Annotated in this window: 14 protein-coding genes and 1 pseudogene; 13 read left to right on the top strand and 2 right to left on the bottom strand. The window is 39.8% G+C overall.

Annotated elements, in window-relative coordinates:
• The first annotated feature begins 8 nt into the window (after nt 1-8).
• Entirely contained in the window at nt 9-863 is an 855-nt protein-coding gene (gene pheA / locus NSQ44_RS13365) for a prephenate dehydratase (protein WP_340857271.1), read from the top strand.
• A 42-nt stretch (nt 864-905) separates the two neighbouring features.
• Here the strand turns inward: pheA and NSQ44_RS13360 are convergent, their stop codons facing one another.
• Both NSQ44_RS13360 and NSQ44_RS13355 read right to left on the bottom strand, forming a co-directional pair.
• Nucleotides 906-1,445: a transcription repressor NadR gene (locus tag NSQ44_RS13360; RefSeq protein WP_340857269.1), complete on the bottom strand. Its 540-nt coding sequence runs from the start codon at nt 1,443-1,445 to the stop codon at nt 906-908.
• Nucleotides 1,446-1,467: 22 nt separating this feature from the next.
• Nucleotides 1,468-2,556: an IscS subfamily cysteine desulfurase gene (locus NSQ44_RS13355; protein WP_445659535.1), complete on the bottom strand. Its 1,089-nt coding sequence runs from the start codon at nt 2,554-2,556 to the stop codon at nt 1,468-1,470.
• A 154-nt stretch (nt 2,557-2,710) separates the two neighbouring features.
• On the opposite strand from NSQ44_RS13355, the gene nadB reads away from it, so the two are divergent.
• The 12 genes and pseudogenes from nadB to queA all read left to right on the top strand — a co-directional run bounded on the left by nadB (nt 2,711) and on the right by queA (nt 13,857).
• Nucleotides 2,711-4,252, top strand: coding sequence for an L-aspartate oxidase (gene nadB, locus NSQ44_RS13350; RefSeq protein WP_340857267.1), 1,542 nt, complete (start codon nt 2,711-2,713; stop codon nt 4,250-4,252).
• Nucleotides 4,249-5,094 carry a carboxylating nicotinate-nucleotide diphosphorylase gene (nadC, locus tag NSQ44_RS13345; RefSeq protein ID WP_340857266.1) on the top strand — a complete coding sequence of 282 codons (846 nt, stop codon included), beginning with the start codon at nt 4,249-4,251 and terminating at the stop codon, nt 5,092-5,094. The genes nadB and nadC overlap by 4 nt, the downstream gene beginning before the upstream one ends.
• Nucleotides 5,091-6,203 carry a quinolinate synthase NadA gene (nadA, locus tag NSQ44_RS13340; protein ID WP_340857265.1) on the top strand — a complete coding sequence of 371 codons (1,113 nt, stop codon included), beginning with the start codon at nt 5,091-5,093 and terminating at the stop codon, nt 6,201-6,203. Before nadC ends, nadA begins: the two co-directional genes overlap by 4 nt.
• Before the next feature lie 296 nt (nt 6,204-6,499).
• Nucleotides 6,500-6,647: pseudogene (safA, locus tag NSQ44_RS19060) on the top strand (SafA/ExsA family spore coat assembly protein); the annotation flags it as partial.
• Between the two features lie 1,150 nt (nt 6,648-7,797).
• Entirely contained in the window at nt 7,798-8,538 is a 741-nt protein-coding gene (gene nadE / locus NSQ44_RS13330) for an NAD(+) synthase (RefSeq protein ID WP_094246278.1), read from the top strand.
• 95 nt (nt 8,539-8,633) lie between these two features.
• Nucleotides 8,634-9,302: a YhcN/YlaJ family sporulation lipoprotein gene (locus tag NSQ44_RS13325; RefSeq protein WP_340857263.1), complete on the top strand. Its 669-nt coding sequence runs from the start codon at nt 8,634-8,636 to the stop codon at nt 9,300-9,302.
• A 110-nt stretch (nt 9,303-9,412) separates the two neighbouring features.
• Nucleotides 9,413-10,141 (top strand): YebC/PmpR family DNA-binding transcriptional regulator, encoded by a 729-nt coding sequence (locus tag NSQ44_RS13320; RefSeq protein WP_063387967.1) that lies wholly within the window; start codon nt 9,413-9,415, stop codon nt 10,139-10,141.
• A 236-nt stretch (nt 10,142-10,377) separates the two neighbouring features.
• The gene (locus NSQ44_RS13315) at nt 10,378-10,887 is read left to right on the top strand and encodes a BofC C-terminal domain-containing protein (protein ID WP_235600442.1); all 510 of its coding nucleotides are present in this window, start codon (nt 10,378-10,380) and stop codon (nt 10,885-10,887) included.
• Nucleotides 10,888-10,987: 100 nt separating this feature from the next.
• Nucleotides 10,988-11,596, top strand: coding sequence for a Holliday junction branch migration protein RuvA (gene ruvA, locus NSQ44_RS13310; protein ID WP_063387968.1), 609 nt, complete (start codon nt 10,988-10,990; stop codon nt 11,594-11,596).
• Between the two features lie 10 nt (nt 11,597-11,606).
• Nucleotides 11,607-12,608: a Holliday junction branch migration DNA helicase RuvB gene (gene ruvB / locus NSQ44_RS13305; protein ID WP_340857262.1), complete on the top strand. Its 1,002-nt coding sequence runs from the start codon at nt 11,607-11,609 to the stop codon at nt 12,606-12,608.
• Nucleotides 12,605-12,805 (top strand): DUF2905 domain-containing protein, encoded by a 201-nt coding sequence (locus NSQ44_RS13300; protein WP_063387970.1) that lies wholly within the window; start codon nt 12,605-12,607, stop codon nt 12,803-12,805. The genes ruvB and NSQ44_RS13300 overlap by 4 nt, the downstream gene beginning before the upstream one ends.
• Before the next feature lie 23 nt (nt 12,806-12,828).
• Nucleotides 12,829-13,857 carry a tRNA preQ1(34) S-adenosylmethionine ribosyltransferase-isomerase QueA gene (gene queA, locus NSQ44_RS13295; protein WP_063387971.1) on the top strand — a complete coding sequence of 343 codons (1,029 nt, stop codon included), beginning with the start codon at nt 12,829-12,831 and terminating at the stop codon, nt 13,855-13,857.
• Nucleotides 13,858-13,885 lie beyond the last annotated feature (28 nt).

The raw sequence follows: 13,885 nt of genomic DNA, 5'->3' as shown, positions 1-13,885 counted from the left end.
ATATACAGATGAAAATCAGCTATTTGGGACCGAAAGCAACATTTACTCATTTGGCCGTCTCAAAATTTTTTGAAAACGATGTAAAACTAGTCCCTTACCGCACGATTCCACATGTCATGGATGCAGTCGTCAAGCAAGAAACAAACATTGCCGTTGTTCCGCTTGAAAACGCGCTTGAGGGGTCGGTCAATCTTACAATTGATTATTTAATTCATGAAAATACACTGCATATTGTCGGTGAAATTGTTGTTCCAATCAAGCAGCATTTAATGGTTCATCCTTGCAGGAAGGATGATTGGAAAAAAATCGAAAAAGTATTTTCTCATTCACATGCTATTGCACAATGCCATAAATTTTTACATGAGCATATGCCGGATGTTTCGATCGAATATGCCACATCGACAGGAGCCGCTGCAGAATATATCCATCAACATCCGGAAGAAAATATGGCTGTCATTGCCAATGAGTTGGCGGCAAAAGAGTATGATTTAGCTATTGTGAAATATAATATTCACGATTATGATTACAACCATACACGATTTGTTATTTTACATCCGGATCAAGATTTTCAAATAGAAAATAACCACCATAATAAAGTCGGTGAAAAGACGACATTAGTTGTAACGTTGCCGACAGACCATGTAGGCGCCCTGCATCAAGTATTGTCTGCATTCGCATGGAGAAAACTGAATTTATCAAAAATTGAATCTCGTCCAATGAAAACGGGATTAGGAGATTACTTGTTTATTATAGATATAGAATCAAAAATGGATGATGTTTTAATACCCGGGGCAATCCAAGAACTGGGGGCTTTAGGCTGCGGCGTCAAGATTCTCGGAAGCTTTCCGGCTTATAAACTATAAAAAAAAGCCGAGCATCCATTGCAGGATGCCTGGCTTGATTAATCAATGATCGTCACGAATTAAAAATCCTGCTTGATCAAGAGCTGCACAAACTTCATTTAAAGTTTTTTCATTGTCGGCAAGAATGGTGTGCAAATGAATGCCGTTCGTTAATTCCGACAAATAAGAGGCGTTTGTTGTTTCGATTTTTTTTATGAACTCATCTACTTCTTTTCGATTGCTTACCATAATCGATGCGGTCAAGTCCCCATACACTGGATGTTCAACGATTACATCTTTTACGGTCGCTCCGTAATCAACAATAATGTTCAATTCCTCCTTTGTTTTTTCCGGAGTGTGCTTGCAGGCAATAAGACGTTTCGCTTTTTTTGCCTCATTCGTTCTTTCTTTTAAATACATATATCCCTGACTTGTGGCTAAAATCGGTTCTCCGAGTGCTTTTAAAAGAGAAATATCTTGAACGATGACTTGACGGCTGACATTCGTCCGTGAGGCCAATTCCCCTCCCGTGATCGGCCGATTTTCATTTTTTAACCATTCGAGAATCACTTCCCTCCGCTTGTCCCCTAATATTTTTTCCATAAACACCAACCTTTCAAAACTCTTATCGAACGATGGATAGAATCGCATTGATAAGCTCATCGACTTCCGAGATTGTATTTGTAATTCCAAAGGAAATACGAATAAATTGATGAGCGGAATCTTTGTCAAAGCCGATTGAAAGAAGGGTTTTAGAAGGATGACTATTTCCAGCTTGACAGGCGCTTCCAGTTGAGACCGCAAATCCTTTTCGGTTCAATTCGAGCATTACAAATTGACCTTCTAAACTGTTTGTGACAACACCAACAATATTTGGGAGAACCTCTTTTTTCGTTTCATTGACAATCGTTATCGTGGGCAGCTGTGTCTTTAATTGGCTGATCAAATGCTGCCTGAGCTTGATGAAATGGTTAAAATGCTTCTCTCTTTGATTATAAAACTCATTTGCGGCAGTGACAAAGGAAAAAATACCTGGAACGTTGACAGTGCCTGGACGAAATCCGTCCTCATGTGTTGTTCCGGGAATCACTGGCGACCAGCTTGCTGCTGGATGAATATACACTGCTCCTACGCCCTTTGGACCGTAAATTTTATGTGAAGAAAATGTATAAGCATCAGCATTCATCTCATCGACGGGAATCAACAGTTTTCCAAACGTTTGCACACAATCGGTATGAAAGTATATTTTCCTCTTTTTTAAAAACAAGCCAATTTCCTTTATATTTTGAATTGTTCCGATTTCGGAATTGCCGTGCTGGATGGTGACAAGGGCCGTATCTTCACGGATTTCTTCTTCAAGATGCTCCATTAAAATATTTCCATTTTGATCATGCTTTAAAAATGTAATGTCATATCCTTTCGCACGCAATAAAGACAAATAATGGTCAATGGATGCATGTTCAAGTGAAGAAGCAATAATATGCTTTTTGTTTGGCATGCTATTTAATAATGATTGGATGGCCAGTATGTTGCCTTCAGAACCGCCGCTAGTAAAATAAACACCGTTTGGATCTCCTCCTAATAACGCTGCAAATGCTTTCCTTGACGCTGTCAATAGTTCATACGCTTTGCCGCCGATATCATGCAGACTGCTTGAGTTTCCGTAAGCAAATTTTGCCGCTTCGGTGTACGAAGCAATCGCTTTTTCACTCATGGGGGTCGTTGCTGCAAAATCAAAGTATATCAATTGTTTTCGCCCCTCTCTATTCAAGCCTTAAAAATTTTGTGAAAAATTCCTCTTGTCAATATTGTATTTTTGTGTAAATATATGTGTCAAGACATGTGTAAATTTATAAGGGGGGTTGTTGATGACACATTATGATGTCATCATCGTCGGAAGCGGTATTGCCGCATTAACGGTTGCAAGCGAATTATGTGAAAAAATGAACATATTAATGATTACAAAAACGATGAAAACTAGTTCTAATTCTCATTTGGCTCAAGGTGGAATTGCATGTGCCATACATGAAAATGATCATAGCTGCCTTCATTATGAAGATACATTATATGCTGGGCGCTACCACAATAAAAAGGAAGCAGTTGAGTTGCTCGTGCAAGAAGGAAAGGAAATTATTTCATCCCTTATGGATGAGGGCTTTCCATTTGACAAGGACGAGCAAGGAAATGTGGATTTAGGAAATGAAGGGGCGCACTCCTTTCGCCGCATTCTCCATGCAGGAGGAGATGCGACGGGAAGGAAAATGGTAGAGCATTTTTTAAAAAAAATAACAAACCGGATAACAATCAATGAATATCAGTTTGTTTGTGATGTCGTTGTAAAGGACGGAAGGGCAGTTGGCATTATTACCAAAACAGCAGATGAAAATATACATGTCTATACAGCCTCCCATATTATTTTGGCAACCGGCGGCTGCGGTCAAGCTTATGAATGGACATCCAATCATCCGAACGCAACGGGAGACGGACTTGCCATTGCTTTTCGGGCTGGATGCAGGCTGATCGATATGGAGTTTACACAGTTTCATCCAACAATGCTTTATATAAACGGGACATGCAGAGGATTGATTTCTGAAGCGGTCAGGGGAGAAGGCGCTGTATTGATCGATGAAACGGGGCAAAGATTTATGAGCGAAATTCATCCATTAGGTGATTTGGCTCCTCGAGATGTTGTTGCCCGCGCAATTTATCGTAAATATCGGGATGGACATCAAGTGTATTTGGATATTTCAGAAATTCAATTTTTTTCCGAACGTTTCCCAACGATTGCTGAGATGTGTCGGCAAAATCGGGTAAATTTGAGCAAGAAGAAAATTCCTGTAGTGCCTGGCATGCATTTTTTAATGGGCGGAATTGAAACCGATTTAGTCGGCAGAACGAATATCGATCGGCTTTATGCTGTAGGCGAATTGGCGTGTACTGGTGTCCACGGGGCAAATCGTCTAGCATCAAATTCTCTTTTAGAAGGTCTTGTATTCGGAAAAAGGATTGCAAAATTTATACTGGATCAGCGGCTGTCTTCACAGGAGAGTTTTGGGGATTTCCATTGGAACGAACATGAAAAAACAGAGGTTCCAGAAAAAGGAGAAATACGCAAAATATTGACAAAATGTGTTGGAATCGAACGGACGCATGGAGAACTGTCATGGGCTGTTTCATGGCTGAAGCGATATGTCAAATATTTTCCATTAAATGCTATAAGTTATTCAATTGAAGAAATCGAACGGATTAACATGATCACAGCCGGATATTTAATAGCTAAAGGAGCTCTTTTACGAAAGGAAAGCCGCGGCGGCCATTTCAGGATCGATTATCCGGGGGAAAAACCTGAATGGCAGGAAAAACGAATTGTACAAACAAACGAGCAAAGGATAGGGGCGGTTGAAACATGAATCAAATAAAACTCGAGCAGGCATTGAAGCAATTTTTTATGGAAGACATAGGAGACAATGATTTGTCCAGCGATGCGATTTTCTCAGAAAACGAACGAGGATCGGGCGTCATAAAAGCAAAACAAAGCGGAGTTTTTTGTGGAGAAAACGTGGTGAAAACCGCTTTTTCGATGTTAAACCCCAACCTTGAAGTTCACATGTTTGTAAAAGATGGACATGAGCTGACAGCGGGGGAAGAGATTGCCGTCATAAAAGGTTCTATTCGTTCCATCTTACAAGGAGAGCGCGTAGTGTTAAATTTGCTGCAGCGAATGAGCGGGATCGCAACTTTGACAAAACAAGCGGTGCTGACGTTAAATTCAACGCATACAAAAATTTGTGATACAAGAAAAACAACCCCTGGGCTGAGAATGTTTGAAAAGTATGCTGTCCGCATAGGGGGAGGATATAATCACAGATTTGGTTTATATGACGGGGTGATGATTAAAGACAACCATATTGCCTTTTGCGGTTCGATTACAAAAGCAGTTGAAAGGGTAAGAAATCGGGTCGGCCACATGGTAAAAATTGAGGTGGAGGTTGAAACGGAAGAGCAATTGAAAGAAGCAATTTCAGTACATCCCGATATTATCATGTTTGACAATTGCCCGCCTGAACAAGTGAAAAAATTTGTTGATATGACTCCGCCTGACATTATTACAGAAGCTTCAGGCGGAATTACGTTAAAAAATTTAGCGAATTACAAAGATACAAATGTTGATTTTATATCGCTTGGGTTTATTACCCATTCAGCACCTTCAATAGATATTAGTTTATCTTTTTCGGGGAGGAATGAGCTATGAATCTTTTTGAATTGTTGGATGCTTCAAAAATAGAAATGATGCCTGAAGATTATAAACATCGATCTGTGGAAGAATTGGAAAACCGTGTGATAGAAATCAAAAAGAAATTCGGAACAAGACTGATGATCCCAGGTCATCATTATCAAAAAGACGAAGTGATCCAATTTGCCGATGTAACAGGAGATTCGTTAAAGCTGGCACAAATAGCGCAAGAAACAAAAGATGCCGAATATATTGTCTTTTGTGGTGTTCATTTTATGGCAGAAACAGCAGACATGCTGACATCGCCTTATCAAAAGGTGATTCTTCCGGATATGAGAGCTGGCTGTTCGATGGCGGATATGGCAAATATTAAACAAACAGAAGCCGCTTGGAGCAAGCTGCAAGAGCTTTTTGACGACACGATTTTGCCATTAACATATGTCAATTCATCAGCAGAGATTAAAGCTTTTGTCGGTAAAAATGGCGGAGCAACGGTAACCTCCTCAAATGCTGAAACGATGCTGGCTTGGGCGCTGAAGCAAAAAAAGAGAATTTTGTTTTTACCTGATCAGCACTTAGGGAGAAATACTGCCTTTAAACTAGGTATTCCCCTTAATAAGATGGCTGTCTGGGATCCGATTGAACAAAAGCTGCATTATGATGGAAAAAGGGAAGATGTCGCCATCATCTTATGGAAAGGCCATTGCTCAGTGCATGAGAAATTTACAGTAAAAAATATTGAACATATTCGCAGCAAATATCCCGACATGAAAATTATCGTTCATCCTGAATGTACATTTGAGGTTGTTCAGATGGCCGATTATTCAGGATCCACGAAATATATTATTGATACGATTCAAAACTCCCCGAAAGGAAGCAAGTGGGCAATCGGAACAGAAATGAATTTAGTGAATCGGTTAATACAAGATAATCCCGACAAAGAGATCGTTTCTTTAAATCCATATATGTGTCCGTGTTTAACAATGAATCGAATTGATCTGCCCCACTTAGTTTGGGCGCTGGAATCAATCGATAAAGGAAAAATAATTAATCAAATTATTGTGGATGAAGCAATTAAAGAGTATGCAGTTCTTGCATTAAATCGCATGCTGGATCATAGCTCATAAAAGGGAAAAATATTGCAATCGCCCATGTGCATGCGGGATAGCAAAAGTACGAAGAACAATTTGATGCCTGGGGTCCTTCCCGGGTATTTTTATTTTTGTAATTTTTGCAGCATAAATCAGCAGCTTTGTACTGATATCGATATCAATTGGCTTTTAAAAAAGAGGATCGTTTTTCTTAGCCTTCATTTTTAAATCATAATCCCACTAAAATTTGCATAAGTTGTGATGAAGAAGATTTATGAATGTATTGATTCGAAAGTTGTATAGGCAGTACGTTTTCACAGGAGGGGGAAACAGTGAAAATCCACATTGTTCAAAAAGGCGATACACTATGGAAAATTGCTCAAAAATATGGAGTCGATTTCCAAGAGTTAAAAAAGTTGAATTCCCAATTGAGCAATCCTGATCTTATTATGCCAGGAATGAAAATAAAAATTCCAACTGGCGATGTGCCAATTAAAAAGGAAGTGAAACATGAATTAAAGAAAGAAGTGCCAAAAGTAGCTTTTAAAAAGGAAGCAAAGGAACATCCTTTTGCAGAGGAAAAACCTGTTGCTCCTATTGAGACGGAGGAACCGGAAGCAAAGGAGAAGCCGTCTAAGCCATATGTGCCTCCCGTTCCAAAAGTTTATCAGCCTTACTATCCGAAAAAAACTGATGTAAGCAATTATTTTATGCTCAATATGCCGATGATGAATATCCATGAAGAAGCGGAAAAGGCTCCAACGCATCCCTACGCTTCAAAAGATTCCAAACCGCAGCTTCCGAAAAAGCCTGAAAATGTGTTTCATGAAGTTTTGGGTAAAGAAGAAGAAAATAAAGAGGAGGACAACAAAGATATGACGAATCCGCAATTTTCGAATGTCAATCCATATTATGGAGCCCAATGGCAGCCTTATTACGCGCCTGTCTGGCCAAATATTCCGAACCCTGCCCCGAATCAATTTGTAAGCCCACAACAATATGACGAAGATTTTGATGATGATGATGCATATGATGAAGCGTATGGTTACGAAAACGTTGCACCTAATATTCCGCCTAATGTTGCACCTAACATTCCGCCAAACGTTTCACCAATACAATACAGTCCGCAACCCATAGTTCCATATGTACCATATCCTGTTCTTTGTCCACCGTTTCCATTCTTAGGATGCCATCCGGTATCTCCTGTATATCCAGGATCAGGATTGGCGCCGACACCTTATGCTGCACCTTATGGAATGCCGCACGGTCAATGGGTAAGCCCGGAGGCGGCGGAAAATCAAGAAGTTGCAGAGAATATACCTCATACTGGAGCTTTTCCGAGTCATCAGGATGACTGCGGCTGCGGAGGTCCTGTACCTTATGGATATCGAGCGGCTCCATTTGTACCATATGGAATACCGCATTACCCTTATGCTGTGCCTTACTATGATTATAACCAGTTCGTTGCACCGCAAGATGAAGAAGATGAAGATTAATTTTATTGGAGACGATGATAAAAATCGTCTCTTTTTTCTTTGAAAATTTCATGACATGATTTATTTTTCGTAAAACACAATATGATACAATGGATAATAAAAAAGAAATGATGCTAAGGAAGGTGCATGACATAATGCAAGAAAAAATTGCAAAACTAATCGAATGGCTTCAAAATCAAGTAAAAAACGCAGGATTAAACGGTGCAATTGTCGGAATAAGCGGGGGAATAGATTCCGCCGTAGTTGCTCATCTCATTAAGCGAGCGTTTCCTGAGCATTCGCTTGGCCTAATCATGCCATGTAAAAGCAATCCGAAAGATCAAGAAGATGCTTTAAAAGTAGTGAAAAGCTGCAACATTGATTATATGGTGATCGACTTGACCGAAACTCATGAAACGCTTTTTCACGCCATTCAAAAAAATATTCAAGCTAAAAACGATTGGAATGAAGAAGCAGCAAGATTAGGCGACGCGAATACGCGCGCGCGGCTCAGAATGACAACATTATACGCTGTGGCAAACAATTATCGTTACATGGTTGTTGGCACAGATAATGCAGCTGAATGGTATACGGGCTATTTTACGAAATACGGAGACGGCGGTGTAGATCTTGTTCCTCTTGTACATTTTACAAAAGGCGAAGTAAGGGAAATGGCAAAAATTTTAGGAGTTCCGGATGAAATTATTAATAAAGCGCCAAGCGCCGGTTTATGGGAAGGACAAACGGATGAAAACGAAATGGGAACAACATATGATATGATTGACAAATTTTTAAAGGGGGAGGAAATTCCTGAGAAAGATAAAGAAATCATTGAAGCGCTGCATAGACGTTCTGAGCATAAACGCAATTTAGCGGCAGCACCTCCAAAATTTTAATTAATTGCCGGGAACTAACAGCAATAAACCTCCCCTGATAGAACAAGCTATTGATGAGCTATTATGCTCAAATTGTTTTTCAGGGGGTTTTTTCATTGAGAAAATCAGTTTCCGCAGCTATTGCCCTTTCTTTTATGACAATTGGTCTTGCGGCGTGCAACAACAATAATGGTGCATTGGATGACCGTAATCGAAATGGTGCAGCACCAATTGGCTACTATTCAACTGATCGGGATCGCAATTTTGATTACGTTGATAATGATGGACCGATCACTGAAATGTTTGACGGCGGAATGGATGACAATGATATGCTCCGCGATGCAAATGACCGCAATAGAGACCGCTCGCTGACAGTCAACGATAGAAGAAACAACGGCTTCCAAAGAAGCGATGTCAATTATCATAATCATTTACGGGATGTGGGCTCGAATAATGCTCAATTAGCCGAACGAATTTCTGATCAGGTAAGCCGGCTGAAAAACGTGCAGGATGTTGATACGCTCGTAACAAATGACAGGGTTGTAGTAGCGATCAATACAACTGATCGAAACGAACAGAACGTAAAAAATCGAGCCAAACGAGTTGTATCAAGACTGGCTGGAAATAAAAGCATCCATATTGTAACAGACGAGGAAACTTTTACTCGCGTGCGAAACATTAATAATAACTTGAATAACGGTACGGATGTAGGGGAAGATATCCAACGTCTATTCAATGATATTGGAGAAGCAGTAACAGAGCCTTTTGACGGAAATAACCGCTAACGAGACAGGGAGAACTCCTCCCTGTTTCTTTTGTGAAGAACAATTTTTCCCGCTAAATAAAATATGTTATATTAAAAATCGAGATTTGTTTATGAGAGGGGATTTTTAGAATGGCAGGACATTCTAAATGGAAAAATATTCAAAGAAGAAAAAATGCCCAAGATGCGAAGCGGGGCAAAATTTTTATGAAATTGGCAAAAGAAATTTATGTTGCGGCTAAACAAGGCGGAGGAGATCCTGACGCGAATCCGAGCCTCAGACTTGCCATTGACAAGGCTAAAGCTGCCAACATGCCGAACGATAATATAGAACGAGCAATTAAAAAAGCGACCGGCAGCCAAGATGGAGCCAACTATGAAGAAATTACATATGAAGGATATGGCCCCGGCGGTGTCGCTATAATGGTAAAATGTCTGACGGACAATAAAAACCGTACAGCAACAAGTGTTCGCACTGCCTTTAATAAAAACGGAGGAAACTTAGGAGAAACTGGTTGTGTATCCTATATGTTCGAGCGAAAGGGATATATTGTTATTGATGGTAACGGAATTGAAGAGGATGACTTGTTTCTTGAAGCAATTGACGCTGGAGCAGAAGAATTAGAAGCGTCAGGTGGTGAGGCGTTTGAAATTTATACCGCTCCTGAAAATTTGAATAATGTAAAAACCGCTTTAGAAGAAAAAGGATATAAACTGGAAACAGCGGAAATCACATGGATTCCTCAAACGTACACGCAACTAGATGAAACAACAGCTGAAAAAATGTACAAATTAATCGATGTCCTTGAAGATGACGACGATGTCCAAGAAGTCTTCCATAATATGCAGGAAGATGAGTGATTGAAAATTTGTTGATATTAACGATTAAAAAATCTAACAGCTGAAAAAATGAAATTGTTAAGTTATCCATTTTACTTTTTCTAATTGAAACGTATTAATATACAAGCATGCCATGATATACAAGGTAGTTTCCATAATATGTAATAAGATGAAGAATCAGGACTAAGGGTTAAAACTTCTCATGATGGCTACAATAAATAAAAACAAATGTGTTATAAGTTCAGGAGTGGTGGCATGTGAAAAAGGTATTTTGCCTCTTTTGTTATACTTTGATGATCTTAGCTTTTTGTCATTTCCATCCTGAAGCATCTTTCGCAAATGCGAATCATCATTCCTCGACAGTTGAAGTCATCTTGAGAAGAGTTTATCTTGATGGCGAAGTGAGCGAAGAGGTCAAAACAGAACATCATCATTCTATCGCAGATGTAATTGCGAAATATCAAGATTGGCAGGTTGTTCGTCAGGATGGCGATGAAATTGTCTTTCAAAAGCAAATTGATGACCTCTCTCCATTATTAAAAACAAATGGTTTTTTCGGTATTATGGAAGACGGGACTTTGTCGATTTTTAACGGGAAGCCTGACGCAGACAATGAAGTCATTCAGTCTTTTTTTCAGATCGATATAAAAAAACTGGAAAGCTATCGCCACCTGCAACTAAAAAGAGGAATTCCCGTAAAAAATAAAGAGAATTATTTAAATGTCATCAATACCTTTAAAGCTTATTCTGCTGATGAATTCAAATAAAAGGACCGATGCTTTTGGCATCGGTTTATTTTTGCAGTTCTTTCCCTGACGGAGCGAGTTCTTTATGTTAAAATAGGTTAAGTGATGAGAGGTGAACGCAGTGATTGAGTTTATCCGCGGAGTTGTAGATCATATATCAATAGATTCAATTGTGATCGATCGGAACGGAATCGGTTTTCAAATTTTCACTCCCAATCCTTTCAGCTATCAAAAACATATAAAAAAAGAAGTGACAGTTTATACATATCAATATGTAAGGGAGGATCTCCTCGCTCTGTACGGATTTTCAAGCCGTGAAGAAAAGACTCTCTTTTCCAAGCTTTTAAACGTAACAGGAATCGGTCCGAAGGGTGCTCTGGCGATCCTGGCTTATGGGGATGCAAAGCAAGTAGTGGAGGCCATAGAAAATGAAGATGAAGCATTTTTAGTAAAATTTCCTGGTGTCGGAAAGAAAACAGCGAGGCAAATCATCTTAGATTTAAAAGGGAAGCTCGTCGAATTCGTTTCAGAACCGTCTTCCAACATGTTAGCTAATCAGGTACAAACAAACCAAAAACATAGCAATCATTCGCTTATGGAAGCGATCGATGCTCTGAAAGTTTTAGGATACAGTGAGAAAGAGATAGCAAAAATCAAGCCGTCATTGGAAGGTGAATCGCTCTCAACTGATCAATATGTGAAAAAAGCATTGAAACTGCTTTTGAAATAAGGTGATAGCAATGGAGGAAAGAATTGTTGCAGGCGAAGCTGAAGCGGGAGAAAAAGATTTTGAATTCAGCCTTCGTCCTCAATTTTTCGATCAATATATCGGTCAATCAAAGATTAAGGAAAACTTAAAAATATTTATTGAAGCGGCAAAGCTTAGAGAAGAAACGTTGGATCATGTTCTTTTATATGGACCTCCAGGGCTTGGGAAAACAACACTTGCAACGATTATCGCAAATGAGATGGGGACGAATATCCGCCATACTTCAGGGCCCGCGATTGAACGGCCGGGAGAATTAGCGGCTATTCTCACTTCTTTAGAACCGGGGGATGTTTTATTTATTGATGAAATTCACCGGCTACATCGTTCGATCGAAGAAGTCTTGTACCCAGCGATGGAAGATTTTTGTATAGATATCGTCATTGGAAAAGGATCAAGCGCCCGCACGATCAGGTTGGATCTGCCACCGTTTACACTTGTTGGTGCAACAACTAGAGTCGGCTTATTAACTGCTCCTTTAAGGGATCGATTTGGTGTGTTAAGCCGCTTGGAATATTATCAAGAGCACGAGCTCTCAAAGATAGTCAAACGAACGGCCAACCTGTTAAATATCGAGATTGAAGAGCAGGCAGCCGTTGAAATAGCCAGAAGATCGCGGGGAACGCCAAGAATTGCGAACAGGCTTCTTAAAAGGGTCAGGGATTTTGCGCAAGTGCTCGGATTTGAAAAAATCAGCGTCCATCTTGCCGAAGACGCCTTGGAGCGTTTGCAAGTGGATAAACTTGGATTGGATCATATCGATCATAAACTTCTTTTAGGGATCATTGAAAAATTCCAAGGAGGACCCGTTGGAATTGAGACCATTTCAGCGACAATCGGTGAAGAAGCGCACACAATTGAAGATGTTTATGAACCGTATTTATTGCAAATCGGTTTTATTCGGCGAACACCGAGGGGAAGAATAGTAACAGATCTTGTGTATAAACATTTTCAAATGGAGGTGCCGAAAAGATGACGGAATTTCCAAAGCTATTGATGGTGCTTGGCGGTATTTTGCTTTTTATCGGCTTATTTATGCAAGTTGTCGGCAGACTGCCAGGAGATATCGTGGTAAAAAAAGGAAATTTTACCTTCTTCTTTCCGATTGTCACATGCATTGTCATTAGTTTGCTTTTAACGTTCATTTTTTCTTTTTTAGGACGGTTTAAATAATGGACAGAAGCTAGGTGAACAGGATGAATATCGAATTATTTGACTTCGAATTGCCAGAGGAACTGATTGCCCAAACTCCGTTGAAGGAGAGGGATGCTTCAAGATTAATGATTGTTGATAAAAAAAGCGGAGATATTACGCACAGCAGATTTAAAAGCTTAATTGAGTATGTATCTCCGGGTGATTGCCTTGTTTTAAATGATACGCGGGTCATGCCGGCCAGATTGTACGGTGTGAAAGAAGAAACCGGGGCCAAAGTGGAAGTTTTATTGCTAAAAGAAAAAGAAGGGAATGTTTGGGAAACCCTTGTAAAACCTTCAAAGCGAGTCAAAGTAGGGACAACATTAAATTTCGGAAACGGCCTTTTAAAAGGAACATGTGTAGGAACTCTTGAACACGGCGGTAGAATCATTGAATTTCAATACGAAGGCATTTTTTTGGAAATTTTGGATCAGCTTGGGGAAATGCCATTGCCGCCATACATTAAAGAGCAGCTTGATAATAAAGAACGATATCAAACCGTTTATTCCCGAGAAATTGGTTCAGCAGCTGCACCGACTGCAGGTTTGCATTTCACAGATGAAATACTCGAAAATATAAAAAATAAAGGGATTCATATCGCTTTTATAACGCTGCATGTCGGGCTTGGGACATTTCGTCCAGTCAGCAGCACAAACATTACAGAACATAAAATGCATGCGGAATTTTATCAAATGACAGAGGGAACGGCCCGCTTATTAAATGAAGTAAGAGAAAAGGGAGGACGTATTATCGCAGTCGGTACAACTTCAACAAGAACGCTGGAAACAATTGCTGGAAAACATGGAGGCAAATTTGTCGAAGAAAGTGGTTGGACAGACATTTTTATTTATCCGGGCTACAATTTTAAAGGAATAGACGGACTCGTTACAAATTTTCATCTTCCTAAGTCTTCTCTGATCATGCTTGTCAGTGCGCTGGCTGGAAGAGAAACAATTCTTCGTGCGTATGAGGAGGCTATAAAGGAAAAATACCGTTTTTTCAGCTTTGGAGATGCCATGCTGATTATTTGAAGCAGAATAGAGGTACACTGAATAAAGG

Origin of the sequence: Aeribacillus sp. FSL M8-0254 (genome assembly GCF_038008845.1) — a bacterium.
Lineage (GTDB): Bacteria > Bacillota > Bacilli > Bacillales > Aeribacillaceae > Aeribacillus > Aeribacillus composti.
The sequence above is the reverse complement of the archived record's forward strand: the minus strand, read 5'-3'. Positions and strand labels throughout refer to the sequence as shown.